The organism is Haloarchaeobius sp. HME9146 (assembly GCF_025399835.1).
GTDB lineage: Archaea > Halobacteriota > Halobacteria > Halobacteriales > Natrialbaceae > Haloarchaeobius.
In genome coordinates, this window is record NZ_JAODVR010000001.1 from 1,932,613 (window position 1) to 1,950,199 (window position 17,587).

Annotated in this window: 20 protein-coding genes; 4 read left to right on the forward strand and 16 right to left on the reverse strand. The window is 68.3% G+C overall.

Annotated elements, in window-relative coordinates; all coding sequences use genetic code 11:
- Positions 1-14: 14 nt before the first annotated feature.
- Complete coding sequence (locus N6C22_RS09990) at positions 15-365, reverse strand: helix-turn-helix transcriptional regulator (protein WP_369684406.1); 351 nt, start codon at positions 363-365, stop codon at positions 15-17.
- A gap of 54 nt (positions 366-419) precedes the next feature.
- A complete protein-coding gene (locus tag N6C22_RS09995; protein ID WP_261650958.1) occupies positions 420-1,166 on the reverse strand; it encodes an NRDE family protein in 747 nt (248 codons plus the stop codon).
- Between the two features lie 73 nt (positions 1,167-1,239).
- Here N6C22_RS09995 and N6C22_RS10000 point away from each other — a divergent pair, with 73 nt between their 5' ends.
- Complete coding sequence (locus tag N6C22_RS10000) at positions 1,240-1,704, forward strand: phosphopantetheine adenylyltransferase (RefSeq protein ID WP_261650959.1); 465 nt, start codon at positions 1,240-1,242, stop codon at positions 1,702-1,704.
- Between the two features lie 33 nt (positions 1,705-1,737).
- Here N6C22_RS10000 and N6C22_RS10005 read toward each other — a convergent pair whose 3' ends face one another.
- From N6C22_RS10005 to N6C22_RS10030, 6 genes are all read right to left on the reverse strand, one after another.
- Positions 1,738-3,249, reverse strand: coding sequence for an AMP-binding protein (locus tag N6C22_RS10005; RefSeq protein WP_261650960.1), 1,512 nt, complete (start codon positions 3,247-3,249; stop codon positions 1,738-1,740).
- Complete coding sequence (gene menC, locus N6C22_RS10010) at positions 3,246-4,286, reverse strand: o-succinylbenzoate synthase (protein ID WP_261650961.1); 1,041 nt, start codon at positions 4,284-4,286, stop codon at positions 3,246-3,248. Before menC ends, N6C22_RS10005 begins: the two co-directional genes overlap by 4 nt.
- Positions 4,286-5,260, reverse strand: coding sequence for a 1,4-dihydroxy-2-naphthoate polyprenyltransferase (locus tag N6C22_RS10015; RefSeq protein ID WP_261650962.1), 975 nt, complete (start codon positions 5,258-5,260; stop codon positions 4,286-4,288). The genes menC and N6C22_RS10015 overlap by 1 nt, the downstream gene beginning before the upstream one ends.
- A gap of 91 nt (positions 5,261-5,351) precedes the next feature.
- Positions 5,352-5,936 carry a hypothetical protein gene (locus N6C22_RS10020; RefSeq protein ID WP_261650963.1) on the reverse strand — a complete coding sequence of 195 codons (585 nt, stop codon included), beginning with the start codon at positions 5,934-5,936 and terminating at the stop codon, positions 5,352-5,354.
- An 86-nt stretch (positions 5,937-6,022) separates the two neighbouring features.
- Positions 6,023-6,496, reverse strand: a complete 474-nt coding sequence (locus N6C22_RS10025) for a DUF6789 family protein (protein ID WP_261650964.1) — start codon at positions 6,494-6,496, stop codon at positions 6,023-6,025.
- Between the two features lie 148 nt (positions 6,497-6,644).
- Entirely contained in the window at positions 6,645-6,914 is a 270-nt protein-coding gene (locus N6C22_RS10030) for a hypothetical protein (protein WP_261650965.1), read from the reverse strand.
- Between the two features lie 117 nt (positions 6,915-7,031).
- Here N6C22_RS10030 and N6C22_RS10035 point away from each other — a divergent pair, with 117 nt between their 5' ends.
- Positions 7,032-7,238 (forward strand): cold-shock protein, encoded by a 207-nt coding sequence (locus tag N6C22_RS10035; protein WP_261650966.1) that lies wholly within the window; start codon positions 7,032-7,034, stop codon positions 7,236-7,238.
- A gap of 126 nt (positions 7,239-7,364) precedes the next feature.
- Here N6C22_RS10035 and N6C22_RS10040 read toward each other — a convergent pair whose 3' ends face one another.
- Positions 7,365-8,258 carry a 1,4-dihydroxy-2-naphthoyl-CoA synthase gene (locus N6C22_RS10040; protein ID WP_261650967.1) on the reverse strand — a complete coding sequence of 298 codons (894 nt, stop codon included), beginning with the start codon at positions 8,256-8,258 and terminating at the stop codon, positions 7,365-7,367.
- Between the two features lie 74 nt (positions 8,259-8,332).
- The gene (locus tag N6C22_RS10045) at positions 8,333-8,968 is read right to left on the reverse strand and encodes a LysE family translocator (protein ID WP_261650968.1); all 636 of its coding nucleotides are present in this window, start codon (positions 8,966-8,968) and stop codon (positions 8,333-8,335) included.
- A gap of 124 nt (positions 8,969-9,092) precedes the next feature.
- On the opposite strand from N6C22_RS10045, the gene N6C22_RS10050 reads away from it, so the two are divergent.
- Entirely contained in the window at positions 9,093-10,022 is a 930-nt protein-coding gene (locus N6C22_RS10050; protein ID WP_261650969.1) for a J domain-containing protein, read from the forward strand.
- On the opposite strand, the gene N6C22_RS10055 is transcribed toward N6C22_RS10050, so the two are convergent.
- From N6C22_RS10055 to N6C22_RS10070, 4 genes are read right to left on the reverse strand one after another with little or no spacing between them, the layout of a single operon-like run.
- Positions 10,006-11,286 (reverse strand): PQQ-binding-like beta-propeller repeat protein, encoded by a 1,281-nt coding sequence (locus N6C22_RS10055; protein WP_261650970.1) that lies wholly within the window; start codon positions 11,284-11,286, stop codon positions 10,006-10,008. The genes N6C22_RS10050 and N6C22_RS10055 overlap by 17 nt on opposite strands.
- A gap of 60 nt (positions 11,287-11,346) precedes the next feature.
- Positions 11,347-13,119, reverse strand: a complete 1,773-nt coding sequence (menD, locus tag N6C22_RS10060; RefSeq protein ID WP_261650971.1) for a 2-succinyl-5-enolpyruvyl-6-hydroxy-3-cyclohexene-1-carboxylic-acid synthase — start codon at positions 13,117-13,119, stop codon at positions 11,347-11,349.
- Entirely contained in the window at positions 13,116-14,462 is a 1,347-nt protein-coding gene (locus N6C22_RS10065) for an isochorismate synthase MenF (protein ID WP_261650972.1), read from the reverse strand. Before N6C22_RS10065 ends, menD begins: the two co-directional genes overlap by 4 nt.
- Before the next feature lie 58 nt (positions 14,463-14,520).
- A complete protein-coding gene (locus N6C22_RS10070) occupies positions 14,521-15,117 on the reverse strand; it encodes a sulfite oxidase-like oxidoreductase (RefSeq protein WP_261650973.1) in 597 nt (198 codons plus the stop codon).
- A 139-nt stretch (positions 15,118-15,256) separates the two neighbouring features.
- Here N6C22_RS10070 and N6C22_RS10075 point away from each other — a divergent pair, with 139 nt between their 5' ends.
- Positions 15,257-15,472 carry a cell surface protein gene (locus tag N6C22_RS10075; protein WP_261650974.1) on the forward strand — a complete coding sequence of 72 codons (216 nt, stop codon included), beginning with the start codon at positions 15,257-15,259 and terminating at the stop codon, positions 15,470-15,472.
- A 42-nt stretch (positions 15,473-15,514) separates the two neighbouring features.
- Here the strand turns inward: N6C22_RS10075 and N6C22_RS10080 are convergent, their stop codons facing one another.
- Positions 15,515-16,348: a DUF3179 domain-containing protein gene (locus tag N6C22_RS10080; protein ID WP_261650975.1), complete on the reverse strand. Its 834-nt coding sequence runs from the start codon at positions 16,346-16,348 to the stop codon at positions 15,515-15,517.
- Entirely contained in the window at positions 16,345-17,523 is a 1,179-nt protein-coding gene (locus N6C22_RS10085; RefSeq protein ID WP_261650976.1) for a DUF3179 domain-containing protein, read from the reverse strand. The genes N6C22_RS10080 and N6C22_RS10085 overlap by 4 nt, the downstream gene beginning before the upstream one ends.
- Between the last annotated feature and the right edge of the window lie 64 nt (positions 17,524-17,587).

Below are 17,587 nucleotides of genomic sequence, written 5' to 3' on the forward strand. Positions count from 1 at the left end.
TTCTGCTGTCTTCGCTACTGGTAGGCGAGGTTCATTATCCACTGCGTGAAGGCGTCGCTCTGCGGGTCAGCCTCCTCCTCACCGATGAACGGCGAGAGCATGTCACCGGCCATGAGCAGTGAGAACTCGAGGTCCGCGGCGACCGGCTGGATGAAGTACGTGTTGTGACCGTTGTAGACGGTCTCCTCACGGTCGACGAGCTCCTTCGCGACGAGGGATTCGACGATGCGCGATCCCTTGCGCGAGGAGACGTCGAGCTGTTTCCAGAAGTCGCTCTGGTGGATACCGCCGGTCTCGCGGACGAGTTCGAGGCCAGCCAGCTCCTCCTCTGTGAGGTCCTCCTCGGCGACGCTCACTGCGAACACCCCCGTGTCGTCGTAGGCATGGCTATCACGTCCGTAACACGTGTGTCTACTCGCTTAAAACTGCCCTTCGAGGTCCACGGGTTCGTGTGCCGTTTCGCACGGGGGGCCGTCGGCCCAGCGGTAGTCGATGGTGTCGCCGAGCACGATGAGCGAGGACGAGCGAGTGCCGAACCGGCCGTCGGGGTCGTGGACGCAGACACCGAAGTCGTGGTCGCCGAGGACGGCCGCGGCACGCTCGCGCCACTCGAACGCCGTCTCGCCGTCGCGGGGGTGGAGTTCCGCACGGACGGCCCGGGCGTTGTCTGCCTGCTGGCGTGCGATATCGGCCCGGTGCGTCGGAATCTCGAAGCTGTCGTCGGCACCGGTGTTGACGACGACGTGGACACCGGGGTCCAGCGCCGTGGTGGTAAGCTCGCCATCCCACTCGAACAGGAAGGCGTCGTCGGGGTCAGCGACGACGAGGTTGAAGCCCTGGTACTCGTGGTCGGCGACGGCGGCCTCGACGAGGTCCCTGACGGCGGTGGCACCCGGTTGGCGAAGGGCGTCACGGACGAGTAGCCCGCGAGAGCGCTCACCGGCGAGGTCGGCGTCGACCCAGCGATTCGTCACGCCGACGAACAGGTCCTGGTCGGTGCAGCCGATCCAGGTACCACCGGCCTGCTCGTCGCGGGGAGCGACGACGACGGGGTCCGTCTCGACGACGCTCGGGGGGCGTGCCGGCCGGGACAGCAGTTCGTCACGGTTCGCCGCCACGACGACGGGTTCGTCGAACACACGCCAGGCGATAGTGAGGGTACACACGGCCCCTGCTACGGCGGGAGACGACAAAAACGCCCGGTAGCTGTATGTCGTTGCACTCCCTACAGAACGTGTTATGCGAGTTGCCGTCGCGGGTACGTTCGGACCGGTTCACGATGGCCACCGACGACTCTTCGAGACCGCACTCGAACTGGGGACCGATGGCGTCGTGGTCGGACTGACGAGTGACGCGTTCGCGTCGGAGTCCCGGGACCGGGACGTCCCGTCGTTCGAGACACGCGAGCGAGTGCTCAAGCGAGAACTCACCGATATGAACCTGTGGGGCCGCCCGATAGAGATACGGAAGATCGCGTCCGAGGACGCCTTCGCCGCGACCGAACAGGACCTCGATGCCCTGGTCGTGTCGCCGGAGACGTACCCCGAGACCGAGGAGATAAACGAGACTCGCCGCGAGAACGACCTGAACCAGCTCCTCGTGGTCGTCTCCCCGTTCGTCCGCGACGCCGACGGTGAACGGCTCTCGTCGACCAGAATCGTCGAAGGCGAGGTCGACGAACACGGCGCAGCCGCGCCATCATAGGGCCCGTTTCTGGAGGCCCGTTTCTGGAGCGCGTCAGTCACCGAGGAGCTCGCGGACCGCGTCGCGGTCGACGGTTCCGGACGCGGTTCGCGGCAGCTCGTCGGCGAAGCCCACCGTTTTCGGCACCTCGTGGGGCGCGAGTCGGCCCTTGCAGTGTGCGTCGATGTCCTCGCTGGTTACGGTCTCGGCCGCACCCGTGACGACCAGCGCGGCGACCCGTTCGCCCCACTCCTCGTCGGGGAGCCCGACGACAGCGACGGCGGTGACGCCGGGATGGGACCGAATCGCCTCCGCGACAACCGAGGGGTCGACGTTCTCGCCCCCGGTGACGATGCGGTCGTCGACGCGCCCGGTGACCCACAGGCGTCCCGCGTCGTCCTTGTAGCCCACGTCGCCGGTGTGGAAGCCGTGCTGGGAGAACGCCGCATCGGTCTGTTCGTCGTCGAGGTAGCCCGGCGTCACGGTCGGGCCGTCGACCACGATCTCGCCCACCTCGCCCGTCATCACGGAATCACCCGCGTCGTCGAGGACACTGACGGTGGTCGTGACGAGCGGTTGGCCGACGGTACCCGGGTGCTCGCGGGCCTGCTCGGGGGTGGCAGTCGCTATCTGCGAGGCGGCTTCCGTCATGCCGTAGGTGGGGTATACCGGCACGTCGTGGTCGGCACACCGGTCGAGCAGGGCCTGGGAGGCAGCCGCCCCGCCGAGCAGCACGAACCTGAGGTGTGCCGGCGGCGACCAGCCGTCGTCGAGCAGTCGCCGGAGCATCGTCGGGACGAGCGAGACGCCCGTCACGTCGTGTGTCTCGATGATCGCGGCGGTCTTCGCGGGGTCGAACTCGCGCTGGAGGACGGTGCCCGTGCCATAGAGCGTCGCCCGGACGAACGGGGCGAGCCCGCCCATGTGGTACGTCGGGAGACAGACCAGCCAGCGGTCGCTCCGGTCGATGCCCAGTCGGAAGGCCGACCCGACGGCGCTGTCGACCAGGTTCCCGACCGTCAGGCGGACGCCCTTCGGCCGGCCGGTCGTCCCCGACGTGAACAGGAGCGCCTGCTCGTTCGTCTTCGAGAGCGGATAGGGAATCGCGACGGCCGAACTCCCGTCGTCGAGGGGGTCGACCGCCGCCAGCGTCGGCTCGTCCACGCTAACAGTCGGGACGTCGTCTGTCGATTTCGCGACGGTCTCGAAGGCCTGTCGCTCCGTCTCGCGCCCACAGACGAGTACCCGGCAGTCGGCGCGTTCGAGTTGCGCCGCGAGTTCGTCAGCCGGCCGATTCGGGTCGAACAACACCACGGAACTCGCCCGGCGCATCGCCGCGAAGAACACCAGCGGAACCGCGACGCGGCGGTCGAGCAGGAGACCGACCCGACCGTCGCCGGGGTAGTCGTCGAGCCGGGCGGCCAGGTCGTGAACGCGGTGATGCATCTCGCGGAACGTCCACGACTCGCCCGTGTCTGCGTCGACCAGGGCGGTCCGTTCGGGTGTGGTGCCGGCGCGTACCGTCAGCAGGTCCTGTGTCGGCCAGTCGACCGGGACGCCACTCACTCGTCCCACACCCCGCGGACGCCGAGGCCCGGGCCGTCGGGCACCCGGATGGTGCCGTACTCGACCGGACAGGGGTCCGGCCCGAGGTCGGTCGAGAGCCACTCCGCGGTCGCCAGCCCGCTCGGGAGGACACCGGGGAGCGAGGCCGCGAGATGAACCGCGGCGGTGCGTGCCACGACCGCGTCGATGGTGGTCGTGACGACCGTCGCGACCTGTGCCTCCTGCGCGGCGAGTGCGGCCTGTCTGGCCTGTTCGACGCCGCCGAGGGCCATCGGTTTGAGGACGACCACGTCGGTCGCGTCGGCGTCGAGGACGGCCTCGACGGAGTGGCTCGCGAGGGATTCGTCGAGTGCCACCCCGACCGACCCGGGTCGGTCCCGCAACGCGGCGTGCCCGGCGAGGTCGTCGGGGTCGAGGGGCTGTTCCACGAACTGGACACCGGCGTCGGCGAAGGCGTCGAAGGCGTCCTCGGCCTGCTCGCGGGACCACGCCCCGTTCGCGTCGGCACGGATGGTTACCGCCTGTCCCACAGCGTCGCGGACCGCCTCGACGCGCTCGATGTCGGTCGCGAGGTCCCGTGCGCCGACCTTGAGCTTCACGCAGTCGAAGCCCTGGTCGGTGGCCGATTCGGCCGCAGCGGCGGTATCCTCGGGCGCGGCGTCACCGACCGTCGCGTTCACGGGCACCACGTCGCGGGTCGCACGCCGGCCCAGAATCTTGTACAGCGGGCGGTCGTGCTGTTTCGCCCGGAGGTCGGCCAGGGCGAGCGAGATGCCGTGTCTGGCGGCCGGGTTCGCGGCGAGGTCCTCGCGAAGGGCGGCCTCCTCGTTGCGGATGCGTTCCGTGGCGTCGGCCAGGGCGGCGCGACACTCCGCCAGCGACTCGGTCCAGCCCGGCAGGGGCATCGCCTCGCCCAGTCCGACGTGGTCGCCATCGCTCACCCGGACGAGGATGCCCTCGCGCTCGGTCATCTCGCCGTTCGCGGTGGCGAGGGGGCGCGACAGCGAGACCGAGAACTCGCGCGTGTCTGCCTCCATCAGACCACCCCTCCGAGGAGGCCGGGCAGTGCGAAGCCGATTCCGAACAGGAGGGCGTAGAGCGCGAGGAGCTGGCCGACCTGTTCGAGCGCCGGGTTCAGGGTCGCGCCGTCGGTCCGGGTGAGGACGGTCTGGGTGACCGTGGCCGCGAGCGGGAGCGAGAGGAGCGGCGCGAGCACCGTCGCGGGCGTGTCGAACCCGAGGACGAGGACGACGGGCGTGAGGTACGCGATGGCCAGCATCGCGAGGAACTCGGCGCGGGCGAACCGGTAGCCGAAGGCGACCGCGAGCGTCGTCTTCCCCGTTCTCGAATCCTCCTCCCTGTCGCGGACGTTGTTCACGACGAGGATGTTCGTCGAGATGGCCGCGATGGGGAGGCTGGCGAGGAGTGCGAGATTCAGGTCGGGCAGGGGCGGGAGCCCGGTCGCCAGCGGCCCGTAGCCGGGGGTCGCGGCCGCGGCCTGCACGTAGTAGGTCCCCGTGACGGCGACCAGCCCGAAAAAGACGAACACGAACAGGTCACCGAGGCCGTTGTACCCCAGCGGGTACGGCCCGCCGGTGTAGGCGACGCCCGAGGCCACGCTCACGAGGCCGACGACGAGGATGGGAATCCCGCCGACCCACACCAGGTAACTGCCGGTGACGATGGCGACCGCGAAGGTCACGGCCATCGCCCGTTTCACCTCGTCGGCGTCGATGAGCCCCGACTGGGTGACCCGGGTGAACCCCTGTCTTTCCTCGGTGTCCGCCCCCTGTTTCGCGTCGTAGTAGTCGTTTGCGAAGTTCGTCCCCACCTGGATGAGCGCCGCACCCACGAACGCCATCACCGCCGGGAGGGCCGCGAACACGCCGCTGTAGTAGGCGACGGCCGTGCCGACGATGACGGGGGCTGCAGCCGCCGGCAGCGTCTGGGGCCGGGCGGCCATCACCCACGCCTTCGTCTTCGAGATGTCCGCAGTCGCCGTGTCAGTCATTACCGGCAGTTAGGGCGACGATGAAAAAGCCGCTGTGGTTCGGGAGGGCGGGGTTCGGGGGTCGGTCGCGGGGCCAGTCCGGGAGGGCGGTTCAGGCCCCGGTCTTCGTGCCGTCGTCGTCCGCGGGCTGGCCGACGGGGAAGTCGAACCGAACCCAGTCGGTCCAGACGAGGTCGCCGTCCTCGTTCTGGCAGGGGCGGTCGATGTCGGGGTCGTACTCGCCGTTCTCGTTCGTGTCCAGCACGGCGACGACCGCGACCTCGTGCTCGCCGGAGCGGTCACCGATGGGGACGGCGGCTCCGTCTGCCGTGACGGCGCTGCCCTCGAACCGGACGTGGTCCGCCCCGAGGACGGTCCCCTCCTCGAAGGCGACGAAGAGCATGCTCGTGTCCGCGGGGACCGTCCAGCCGACGTGGACGTTCCCCTGCGTCCAGAGTTCGGCTTTGTTACTGGTCCCCCAGTAGCTCACCCAGACCTGCTCGCAGGTGGTCGGCTCCGCGAGCGTCTGGTTCAGGGTCGGGCCGTCACCGGGTCCGGTGGTGTCGGTCGTCGTCGTCGGGTCTGTGGCGGGTGGGTCGGTCGTGTCGCCGGGGGCGCCAGTACTCCCGAGCTGGCCGACGCAGCCGGCGGAGAGCACGAGCAGACAGCAACACAGGGCGGCGAGTCGCGTCTTCATGCCAGGTAGACAGACGCGCCACCTCCCGAAAAGAACACGTCAAGGTGAAAGAACGATTGCAGCGAGGTGCGGGGCCAGGGCCGTCGTCAGACGGCGTCCTCGAGTGCGGCGTAGACGCCTCCGAGGACGAGGCCGTAGACGACGTGCCAGAGCAGCGACGGGATGGCGAAGTTGGGCAGCGGCGGGTTCGCGGGCGAACCGACCGCGTCGAGCCAGACCGGCATGAGCAGCGCGGCCAGGCCGACCCAGGTCACGACGCCCCAGCCGAGGCCGAGCCCGAGGCGCTGCCCGAGCGACTCGGCGTCCAGGACGCCTGCGAGGCCAGCGAACGCGACCCCGAGAACCGCCCCATGTGAGATGTGGACGACGAGGCCGAGTCCCGGACTCGCGGGCGGGGCCAGGGTGTACATCGAGGGGATGGCGACCGCGAGCGTCGCCGTGTTCATCGCGAGCACGAGCGCGCCCATGACGACGCTACCGACGATACCGCCGAGGACGCCAGCCTTCCAGTTTCCGTTCGCGACACCGGTCGAATACGAGGTTTCTGTCGTTGTCGACATGCAGTCGGCTCTGCTCGGTGTGGGATAAAGCGAATTTGGGGCCCGTGTATCGCGAACACACCCCGCCCAAACCATTATATTCGAGCCGCGAATCGTGGTCGGGGTCGTCGCGAGACAGGGGGAACCGAACTGGCGTCGACCGGCCGGGTCAGCGAGAGACGCTGGTCCGGTTCCAGCCCGGGTCCTGCCCGGTCTGCTCGATGAGGTCGGCCCGGCAGGCCGGGCAGTAGTCGGGGGTCCCAGATTCGGTTCTGGGGACGTAGACCGCGCCGCCACACTCAACGCACGCATCCGTGACGATGGTTACACAGTCAGCGCAGAGGTTGAAATCGTCGACTGTGAGGTCGCGCAGGGGTTCGAGTTGTTTATCGAGGATGTACTCGTCGATGACCGCCTGACAGCTGTGGCACGGTTTCATAGCGATGCAGGCTGTGCAATGTGACCGTGTCACAAATACTTGTCCCCCGTGACAACGGGTCGTGGTACCTCGACCCTCGCAAGTGTTATCCGCGTCTCGCTACTGTGTGTGCTTACAATGGCAAAAGGTAAGGTTGATTTCTTCAACGACACAGGCGGCTACGGTTTCATTTCGACTGACGACGACGCTGTCGACGACGACGAGGACGTCTTCTTCCACATGGAGGACGTCGGCGGTCCGGACCTCGAAGAGGGTCAGGAAGTAGAGTTCGACATCGAGTCCTCCCCCAAGGGCCCGCGCGCGTCGAACGTCACCCGACTGTAATATCGGCTCGTACCCGTCGCCTCGCGCGACGGCCCTCGACTCGATTCCGTTCTTTCGAAGCACTATACCAGCGAGCGAGCGCTCGGCCTGTCGCTACCCCGCAGTTCGGACGGCCGGGTCAGGCACTCAGTAGTGCCACTCGTAGTCGTCGAAGTCCGGGTCGCGCTTCTCGACGAACGCGTCCCGTCCTTCCTGGGCCTCGTCGGTCATGTAGCCGAGGCGCGTCGCCTCGCCCGCGAAGACCTGCTGGCCGATCATGCCGTCGTCGGTCATGTTGAACGCGTACTTGAGCATCCGCATCGCGGTCGGTGACTTGTTGTTGATGGTCTCGGCCCACTCCAGCGCCGTCTCCTCCAGCTCCTCGTGGGGAACTGCCTCGTTCACCATCCCCATGTCGGCGGCCTCCTCGGCGTCGTAGGTCTTCCCGAGGAAGAATATCTCGCGAGCCTTCTTCTGCCCGACCTGCTTCGCGAGGTAGGCCGACCCGAAGCCGGCGTCGAAGCTCGCCACGTCGGGGTCCGTCTGGAGGAACTTCGCGTGCTCCGCGGAGGCGATGGTCATGTCACAGACGACGTGGAGGGAGTGGCCACCACCGACCGCCCAGCCCGGGACCACACAGATGACCGGCTTGGGGATGTGGCGGATGAGGCGCTGGACCTCGAGGATGTGCAGGCGGCCCGACTTCGAGGCGGACTCCTTCTCGGCGTCGTCGCCCTGGTACTCGTAGCCTGCACCACCCCGCACGCGCTGGTCGCCGCCGGAACAGAACGCCCAGCCGCCGTCCTTGGGCGAGGGGCCGTTTCCGGTGAGGAGCACGCAGCCCACGTCGGTCTGGCGCTTGGCGTGGTCGAGCGCCTGGTACAGTTCGTCGACGGTTCCGGGCCGGAACGCGTTCCGGACCGCGGGGCGGTCGAAGGCGATGCGGACCGTCCCCGAGTCGACGGCGCGATGGTAGGTGATGTCGTCGAAATCGAGGTCGATCTCGTCCCAGGCCTCGGGGTCGAAGAGTTCGGAAACCATTGTCCGAGATTCGGAAGGGCGCGCAAAAATAGGTTCCCGTCCCGGCGTGACCCACGGCTCGCCCTCCGCGGGCCTCAGCCGTGTTGCCCGTCGAGCACCAGCAGCGCCGCGAACCCGACGAGAACGGTGCCACTGACGGCACGAAGGACCCGGGGAAGCCGCTCCGACCGGGCGACCACGCGCCGGGCCTGGCTGGCGAAGACGGCCAGTAGCCCGAGGTAGACGAGCCCGAGCGCCGCGTAGACGATGCCGAGCAGGAGCATCTCGCCGGGCGCGTCGGTGCCGGCGGGCACGAACTGCGGGAGGAACGCGAGCACGAACACGGCGACCTTCGGGTTCGAGACGTTCACCGCGAGCGCCTGCCTGAAAGCACCGAACGGTGAGTCGTCGGCCGGGACGGTCTCTGCGGACACCGCGAACTCCTCGTCGTCGCGCAGGGTCTGCACCCCGAGATAGACCAGGTACGCCGCCCCCACGTAGGTGACCAGCCGGTACGCGAACGCGGACGTCTGGAGCACCACGGAAAGCCCGGCGACCGCGGCGAGCGTGTGTAACAGCACGCCCGTCGCCGTGCCACAGGCTGCAGCCAGTCCGGCGCGGCGACCACCACCGAGCCCGCGGGCCAGCACGACCATGGTGTCCGGGCCGGGCGCGAGGACGATGGCGAGGGCGGCCGGGACGAACGCGAGGAGTGTCGAGACAGCGAGCACGGGTGCTCGATTCGTGGGCAGGCCCTTCAGTCTGCTGTCGCGTTACCGCCCTCGACATTCCACCCGCACGGCAGTAGGGTTTTTATCAGGGAATCGCAAATGTCAGGGCAAGATAGTTGACCGCATGACGGAGACGTTCTACGATGTCCTCGGTGTTGCACACGACGCGGACCAGGACGCGATCCGCGACGCCTATCGCGAACGCGTCAAGGAGACACATCCAGACCTGAACGACGCCGAGGACGCCGCCGAATCGTTCCAGCGCGTCGCCGAAGCCGAGGAGGTCATCGGCGACCCCGACGAACGCGCTCGCTACGACCGCCTCGGTCACGCCGCCTACGTCTCCAGCTTCGGCGGTCCGGGCGGCCTCGGCAGACAGGCTCGTGACCGCGCCACCGAGGACCCGGCCGACGACGAGCAGAACGACGGCTACCAGAGCCGCAACCGCCGACAGGAGTACCCCGGCTCCGACCGGCGAGCCTCCCACTCCGGCAACGAGACCAACCGCAGCTACTACGTCGGCGACGACGGCAAGGAGGCGAGCGCCGACGGCGGGTCGACGGGAAGCGCCGCCGAGTGGTTCGTCGGCGAGAAGGGCAACCAGAGCACCCGGACCGACACGAACACCAGACGCGAACACGTCGCCGCGGACGAGGAAGACGACGAGTGGGACGGGTTCTCGGTCCACGACTGGGACGACGACGACCTCGACCCCGACGCCGGTCGGGTCACCCTCTCACAGAACACGCTCGTCATCGTCGCGGCGACCTTCTTCATGTACCCCTTCATGGCGTACACCACGGTCGCGCCCAACGTCGGCCTGGTCGTCAACGTCACCATCGGTGCCTGCATGCTGTTGCTCCTGCTGTACCTGCTGACCATCCCCCGCGTCTCCGTCTTCGGGTTCGCCGCCCTCAGCGTCGTGGTCCCGCTCGGCCTGATGAGCATCGGCGTCTCGCTGGCGTCCCTCCAGAGCCTGTTCGTGGTCGGGTCGGTGTGGATTCCATTCGGCTACGCGATGCTGTTCGCGAAGGTCCTCAGTTCCCCGTCGTGAAGGCGTGCAGCGTCCCATCGCCGTCGCCGACGAAGATCCAGTCGTTCGTGACGAGCGGGCCACTACGCGTTCGGGAGCGGGTGAGGCCGAGTTTGTATCTGACACCGCCGTTGCTTCGGTCGTAGGCGACCAGCAGTCCTGAATCGTCGACGGCGAAGACGCTCTTCTGGGTGGCGACGACGTTGGAGACGACCGAGCCGGTTCCTTCTCGAGCCTCCCACTGCACTTCGCCGGTGGTACGGTCGAGCGCGAGAACCTGACCGCCGTCATTCCCAACGTAGACATACTCCTCGGTGACGGCTGGCGCGGGGTTCATCCCACCGGTCGTCGTCGTCTGCCAGATCTCCTCCCCAGTCTCGGCGTCAACTGCGTAGGCGACCCGGTTCTCGCAGGCGAGATAGACCGTCCCGTTACGGAACACCGGTTCCCCGATGACGTAGTAGTACGACCCGCTCCCGTCCTGCTCACCGACCTGGTAGGTCCACTGCCGCGTCCCGCTCGCAAGGTCCAGCGCGTACAGCTTGCTCGGTCGGTCCCGCGGCCGGTCAGCGACGTAGACTGTGCCGTTTGCGATAGCCGGGGCTGTGTCGACCGAGACCCCAGAGAGTGCCGACCACTGGCCGTCCCCGGATTCCGCCTCGAGCGCGATGACCCCGTCGTCGGTCCCCGCGACGACAGTGCCCCCGGCAACCGTCACCCCGTTCGGGCGTCCGCTCGATGCCGACCAGTCCAGCCCCCCGGAATCGGCGTCGAAGGCCTTCACGCTCCCGTAGTCCGCTCCGTAGACGAGTCCATCCTCGACGCTCGGTGAGACCCGGCCGGCACTGGACGTGGACCATAGCTCCTTCCCCTTCCGGGCATCGAACGTGGTGAGTCCATCTGCCGCAACGTACAGTATCCCATCGATAAGCGCTGGAACGGTCCTGATCGCATCCGAAAACGAGTGTGTCCACACCTCTTCGGGCTTCTCGGTCGGTCCAGAAACACCGTAGAACCCGGTATTTGCTGCATCGTACGCGAAGGAGCGGCTGAGCCCGGTGACCGGCGGGCCTTTGTCGGGTGTTTCGGTCGCTGTCTCGGTTGCAGTCTCAGTCTGTGTCTCGGTCGCTGTCTCGGTTGCAGTCCCCGTTTGCGTCACGGTCTCGGTTCGCGACTGTGTCGGCCGCAACGTCCGCGTCTGCTGCGAACCCGCCTCCTGCAGCCGCAGACAGCCAGCGCCAGTCAGCGCACTCGCCATCGCAGCGAGTGCTTCTCGTCGTTGCATGACATCGACATACGAATCGGTCCTAATAGTTCGTCTGGCAGGATTATTGACAGCAACGCGTCACAGCTGGTCCACGACGGCCTCCCGCACCCGCTCGCGCTCCCGATGATTCGCCTCGGAATCGAAGCCTACCTCGACGACGGTCGTGCCGTCGCTGCCGAGAGCGTCCTTGTACGCCGACTCGAACTTGCCGGGCGCGACCCGCCGGAAGTCGAGGTCGTACAGCTCTCCTGTCGGTTCGAAGTCCAGCCCGTGGGGCGTCTTGAACTGCTCGGTGAAGGGCGGGTCGAACTCCTCGATTGGGAGCAGGTGGAAGATGCCGCCACCGTCGTTGTTGATGCAGACGATGGTGGCGTCCACGTCACAGCGCGAGAGCGCCAGCAGGCCGTTCATGTCGTGGTAGTACGCGAGGTCGCCCAAAACGACGACCAGCTCGTCGTCGGTGGCCGAGCCAGCGCCGAGGCCGGTCGAGAGGATGCCGTCGATGCCGCTCGCGCCGCGGTTCGCGAGGACCGTCAGGTCGGCCTCGCGGGGGCGGCCGAAGCGGTCGGCGTCCCGGATGGGCATGGAGTTGGAGACGAAGACGGTGGCCGGGTCGGGGGCGGCCGCGAAGACGGTTCCGAGGACCGAACCCTCCAGAGAGCCGTGGTCACGCTCGTCGGCCAGGAGCGACCAGTAGCTGGATTCCACGTCCAGTAGCCGGTCGCGGAACGCAGGAGCGCCGGGAGATTCGACCGCATCCGCGAGCGCTCGGGCCGTCTCGCCCGGGTCCGCGACCACGAGATCGGAGCAGACGAACTCCGCGTCTCGCCACTCCCCTGCAGGGTCGACCAGGACCTGTCTGGCTCCGGACTGCGCGAGGGCCTTCCGGACCGGTTTCGAGGTCATCGACGCGCCGAATCGAAGCACGAGGTCGGGGTCGAGGTCGAGCGCCGAGAGGTAGCCGTCGTACCCGCCGAGGACCGGGGTGTCCGCGACGTGCGGGCCGAACCGCAGGCCGGAGAGCGGGTCCGCCAGGACGGGGAAGTCGGTCTCGCGGGCGAGGGTTGCGATGGCTTCGGGTCTCGCGTCGTCGGCAGCGGCCGAGTCTGCCGGTCCGGCGAGGATGAGCCCGGTTTCGGCCGCGTCGACTGCGGATGCGAGGGTCGCGAGGTCAGAGTCGGCGAGGGTGGGACGGCCCTGCAACCGGTCGACGTAGGGTCCGTCCGGGCGGCCCGCCGACGCCCGAGTGTCGCCTTCGTCCCAGTCATCGGGCACGTCACCGGCCACCTCGACCGGTTCCAGCGGCTTCCGGAAGGGACAGTTGAGGTGGACCGGCCCCATGGGCGTTCCCGCTGCCTCCGCGATGGCCCGGGCCGCGTCGGTCCGGAGCCGCCGGAGCTTCCGGGGCGTCGCCTCGGGCTCGGGCAGGTCGCGGTACCACCGGACAGCGTTCCCATAGAGCTTCTCCTGGTCGATGGTCTGGTTCGCGCCGGAATCACGGAGTTCCGGCGGGCGGTCGGCCGTCAGAACGAGGAGCGGAACCCGGGCCTGGCTGGCCTCGATGACCGCCGGATGGAAGTTCGCGGCGGCGGTGCCGGAGGTACAGACGAGCGCGGTCGGTTCGCCGGTTCGCCGCCCGCGGCCGAGCGCGAAGAAGGCCGCCGACCGCTCGTCGAGGTGGGAGAACACCTGCACGTCATCGTGGGTCGCGAAGGCGACCGTCAGTGGGGTCGACCGACTCCCGGGCGCGATGCAGACCGCAGAAAGGCCCCCGGCGACGAGTTCATCGACGAGCGTCTCGGCCCAGAGCGTGTTGCGGTTCGGGTACTCGGACGGGTCTTCGCGGGTCATTCGAGTTCGTCGAGCAGCGGACGGTACTTCAGCTGGATCTCGTCCCACTCCTCCTGTGGGTCCGAGTCGGCGACGATGCCGTTACCAGCGAACAGGGTCGCGTTCCGCCCACCGGCGACGCCCGAGCGGATGCCGACGAGGAACTCGCCGTCGCCGTCGCCGTCGAACCAGCCGATGGGGGCGGCGTACCAGCCGCGGTCGAACGTCTCGACGTCGCGGATGGTCTCGGCGGCGGTTTCGGGCGGGAGGCCGCCGACCGCCGGGGTCGGGTGCAGCGCCTCGACGATGTCGAGCACGTGTCCGTCGGTGTCGAGGTCGGCCGTGATGGGTGTCTGAAGGTGCTGGATGTTGTTCAGCTTGCGGACGGTCTGTTCGCCCTCGGTCACGTCACCCAGGGGTGCGAGTTGCTCGCAAATCGTGTCCACGACGAGGCGCTGCTCGTGCTGGATCTTCTCGGAATCGACGAGCGACTGGGCGAGGGTCTCGTCGGCCTCGGGGGTGCCGCCCCGGCCGACCGACCCGGCGAGTGCTTCCGTCAGGACCCGCCGTCCCGATTTCTTCACGAGGCGTTCCGGGGGTGCACCGAGGAACCCGGCCTCGTCCGTCGGTTGAACGAGGAACCGGTAGCAGTTCGGGTAGGTGCGCCGAAGGCGTTCGAGCACGTCCGGAAGGTCCACCTCGCCCGCGAGGCCGACCTCCAGCGCGCAGCCGAGGACGACCTTCCGGAGGTCGCCTGCTCGGATACGGCCGACGGCGTCCTCGACTTGTTCGGTCCAGACCTCCTTCGGTGTGGTCCGACGGGTCGACAGCACACCCGGACTTCCGCCCCGCGGGCGCATCGCGGGCAGGTCCGCGACGGCGTCGGCAGCCCGGTCGAGCTGGGCCTCGACGCTCGTCGTGTCGACGTGGTTCCCGTACCGGTTGACCGTGAGCCACGTCCCATCCTCGGTGCGGGTGAGCTGGACCTCGGGGAGGAGGAACTCGGCCGCGCCGAACCCGGCCCAGGTGTCTGTCGGCTCGTGGTCGTCGCTGAAGGCGAATCCGCCGACCAGCCTGGGCCGCGGCGCGTCCGTGTTCGTGCAGTCCGCGTCGTCGAAGAGCGTCTCGGCGCTCGCGCGGATGCTCGCGAAGCGGTCCGGCCCGCTCGCGGTCAGGCGGGCGGCAGCGCCCGCACCGGCGAGTTCGAGGCCCTCGAAGTTGGCCCAGTGGAGCCGTGGCGGTTTGCGTGACGCGAGGAACGCCCGGTAAGAGACGTCGTCGATGGGGCGACTCCGGCTGACGAGAACACCGTCGGTTCCCACCGGCGGTGCCGTCACCGTGCCCTCGCTACGCGCTCGTTCCATTGGCGTAGACTCAGGAACACGTCTGCTAAAAGGTGTCCATCCGATTCAGCAACTGAACTTAACTGTAGCGCTCCTCGTTCCAGGGGTTCGCGCTGTCGGAGTAGCCGCGAAGCTCCCAGTAGCCGCGCTCGGGCTCGGTGAGGAACTCGACGCCGTCGACCCACTTCGCGCCCTTGTAGGCGTAGCGATGCGGCGTGACGACCCGGAGCGGCCCACCGTGGTCGCGGGGCAGGGGCTCGCCGTCGAAGTCCCACGCGAACAGTACCTCCTCGCGCATGCACTGGTCGAGGGGCAGGTCGGTCGTGTAGTCGTCGAGTCCGGAGAACATGACGTGACAGGCGTCGTCGTCCACGCCCGCCAGCTCGGCGAGGGTGGTGAACGTGACGCCCGTGAACTCGCAGTCGAACTTCGACCAACCGGTGACGCAGTGGAAGTCCTGTTTCTGGGTGACGCTCGGGAGGTCCTGGAACTCCTCCCAGGTGAACGAGAGTGGCTCGTCGACCGCGCCGGTCACGGTGAACTCCCACGTCTCGGGGTCGAACGGGGGGGTCCCGCTCTTCGAGAGCACCGGGAACTTCGAGGTCTCGCGCTGGCCCGGGGGGAGCCGGTCCGACCCGAACTCCTCGTAGAGGTCGGTCACGTCCTGCGTTGTCATGGTCGTTCATGCGGTCTCCGGGATTGTAGGCGTGACGGAACGGGTCGGTCGGACGCAGTCGGGCGGATACGGCTCCATCTTGACGACTGTGCACCTCCCCGTCAGGCTTAAATACCACATCACCGAAGCCCCAATCAGCATGCCGAAAGTCGAGATCAACATCCCGGAACACCTCGAGATGCAGATCACCCAGATGGTCGAGCGTGGCGAGTTCGTGAACCGTGAGGAAGCTATCGAGGACCTGCTGTCGACCGGCCTGAAGGCGTACAAGACGAGTGGCCCCATCGAGGACGACGAACCCGGCGGGTTCGAGGACGACGGAATGATGGGTCACGAAGACGAGTACGTCTTCTGAACGCGGGTTCCGGGCCCTCCTCTCGCACTCTCCGCCGCCGAGTTACGGCGCTCTGGTCCCCGAGTGCGGTGGCGGGAGCAACACGTCGGTCTCCGGCTGTTCCCGTCGCCAGGTCCCCCAGTCCGTTATCGTCGACGGCACGATGTCGAGCCGTCGCCCTTCTAGCGGGCCACAGATGGCCTGCCCGAGCAACTGACTCCAGTAGCTGCCGGTGGCGTCGTCGGCCATGACGAGGTTCCCCGAGACGCGAATCCGCTGGTCGGGCGAACTGTCGTTCACCGCGGCGGCCCACGCCCGTCCTGCGTCCTCGGCCGCCCCGGCCTGCACCCCGGGTGGTCGCCAGAGCAACCCGGTGGCCTGGAAGTTGGTCGCCCCGTCCTGCCCGTTGATGCGCCGGTCCGCGACGAGGCCGGACTTGCAGATGGGGCAGTACGTGACCAGGACGGGCAGGTCGCCGAGCCAGTCGTCGACGACCTCGTGGTACCAGAGGATCGAGAGGGGGTAGGCACGCGCCTGCCCGTCGTGTTCGAGCCCGACGACCGTCCGCGACTCGCCGATTCGGCCGTCGGGGCCGTACCGGTCGCGCACCTCGTGATTCGACCAGTCCGGCGCGTATGCGGGGTCGTCTATCTCGGCGAGGGCGGCCGGGACCACGTCTTCGGAGCAGACGGTTTTCGGGAAGCCCTGCTCGGCGAGCGAGAGCTCGGTGTAGGGACCCGGCCCGGTCGTTCCGTGGTTCGTCGTCGTGCCGGTTGTCGACCCGTCGCTGCCACCGAACCCGGCACAGCCTGCGAGACTTCCGCCGATGCCGGTCGCGACGGCTGTGAGTAGTCGGCGGCGCGACGTTCGCTCTCCAGTTTCGAACCCGCGCGTCATCCGTACACCCCCGTCTCGGGCGCGAACGACGCCCACGCGAACCAGAACATCGGTGGGTACGGGGTCGACGGTTCGAGGGTCTGGCCCTCGTAGGGACCGTCGACGGCACGACCGGACGCGACCCGCCAGTTGGACCCGCCGGCCTGGAGGTCGCCGGTCGGGCCAGGTCTGAACCGGAGGGTCTCGCCGCCGACCCGGCGGTCGTAGGCGACGAGCGTCCCGTCTTCCGTCGCCGCGACGACGACCGGGAGCCCGCCCACCGTGTCCTGGACCAGCCCCTGTCGCTTCACCCGGGAGAACGGGTATGCCCTGGTCACATCCCCAGCGACGACGCCGATGACGAGCGCCTTGGGATGCAACCGGTCGTCGTCGAAATCGGTGTTCTCCAGGCCGATGACGGCCGAGTACTCGTAGCCGGCGTACGGGTCGCGGTTCACGTCCCGCGTGACCTCCCCCTTCACCGTGAGTGATTCCGGCGCGGGCAGGAGCACCTCGGTGTCGGGGTGTTCGGTTCGCCACTGCTCCCAGGTGGTCCGGGTCGCCGGTCGCAGAGCGAGCTCGTCGCCAGTTCGCGGCCCCCGGATGGCGGTCGCGATGACCTGACTCCAGAGGCTCTCGGTCACGTCGTCGTACATCACGAGGTCGGAGTGCCAGAGCCAGCCTGAAACCCCGAAGGTCGCGGTCTCTCCCGCGACCTCGCGCTCGGCGACCACGCTCGACCCACAGAGCGGGCAGAAGGTGACGGCGAGTGGGTCGCCCGCGACCACGTCGTTGACTATCTCGTGCCAGCGCATGACCCGGAGGGGGTACGCCCGAACGACGCCGTCGATGGCCAGCCCGATGACCTCGTCCTTCGGATGCAGCCGCGGTTCGATGGGCAGAATCTCGCCGAACTCGGTTCGCGCCTCGAACCGGATTCCCGCCCAGTCCGCGCCGAAAGCTGGCTCCGTGATGGCCGGGATGGCGTCCTGTAGCGCGCCGCGGACCAGCTCGGACTCGGGGACCGGCAGGTCGGTCGCAGTCGGTCGTCCAGGACCCGTCGGTGAGCGTCCAGTCGAGCCGCCTGCCTCCTGCGCGCCCAGCTGAATGCATCCCGCGAGGCCGACGCTCCCCGACAGCCCCGCGCCAGCCAGGCCGGTCGCTGCCAGCCGTTCGAGGTAGCGTCGTCGCTCCATGCGGGGAGTCACGGGAGCAGGGGCAAAGACCTCTCGCGGTCGTGCGTCACGGACTCACACGACC

Excerpts from the sequence above, each read along its gene's own strand:
- N6C22_RS10000 (WP_261650959.1), top strand. The coding sequence starts at position 1,240 with ATGCGAGTTGCCGTCGCGGGTACGTTCGGACCGGTTCACGATGGCCAC.
- menC (WP_261650961.1), bottom strand. The coding sequence starts at position 4,286 with ATGGAGGCAGACACGCGCGAGTTCTCGGTCTCGCTGTCGCGCCCCCTC.
- N6C22_RS10015 (WP_261650962.1), bottom strand. The coding sequence starts at position 5,260 with ATGACTGACACGGCGACTGCGGACATCTCGAAGACGAAGGCGTGGGTG.
- N6C22_RS10020 (WP_261650963.1), bottom strand. The coding sequence starts at position 5,936 with ATGAAGACGCGACTCGCCGCCCTGTGTTGCTGTCTGCTCGTGCTCTCC.
- N6C22_RS10025 (WP_261650964.1), bottom strand. The coding sequence starts at position 6,496 with ATGTCGACAACGACAGAAACCTCGTATTCGACCGGTGTCGCGAACGGA.
- N6C22_RS10030 (WP_261650965.1), bottom strand. The coding sequence starts at position 6,914 with ATGAAACCGTGCCACAGCTGTCAGGCGGTCATCGACGAGTACATCCTC.
- N6C22_RS10035 (WP_261650966.1), top strand. The coding sequence starts at position 7,032 with ATGGCAAAAGGTAAGGTTGATTTCTTCAACGACACAGGCGGCTACGGT.
- N6C22_RS10040 (WP_261650967.1), bottom strand. The coding sequence starts at position 8,258 with ATGGTTTCCGAACTCTTCGACCCCGAGGCCTGGGACGAGATCGACCTC.
- N6C22_RS10050 (WP_261650969.1), top strand. The coding sequence starts at position 9,093 with ATGACGGAGACGTTCTACGATGTCCTCGGTGTTGCACACGACGCGGAC.
- N6C22_RS10055 (WP_261650970.1), bottom strand. The coding sequence starts at position 11,286 with ATGCAACGACGAGAAGCACTCGCTGCGATGGCGAGTGCGCTGACTGGC.
- menD (WP_261650971.1), bottom strand. The coding sequence starts at position 13,119 with ATGACCCGCGAAGACCCGTCCGAGTACCCGAACCGCAACACGCTCTGG.
- N6C22_RS10065 (WP_261650972.1), bottom strand. The coding sequence starts at position 14,462 with ATGGAACGAGCGCGTAGCGAGGGCACGGTGACGGCACCGCCGGTGGGA.
- N6C22_RS10070 (WP_261650973.1), bottom strand. The coding sequence starts at position 15,117 with ATGACAACGCAGGACGTGACCGACCTCTACGAGGAGTTCGGGTCGGAC.
- N6C22_RS10075 (WP_261650974.1), top strand. The coding sequence starts at position 15,257 with ATGCCGAAAGTCGAGATCAACATCCCGGAACACCTCGAGATGCAGATC.
- N6C22_RS10080 (WP_261650975.1), bottom strand. The coding sequence starts at position 16,348 with ATGACGCGCGGGTTCGAAACTGGAGAGCGAACGTCGCGCCGCCGACTA.
- N6C22_RS10085 (WP_261650976.1), bottom strand. The coding sequence starts at position 17,523 with ATGGAGCGACGACGCTACCTCGAACGGCTGGCAGCGACCGGCCTGGCT.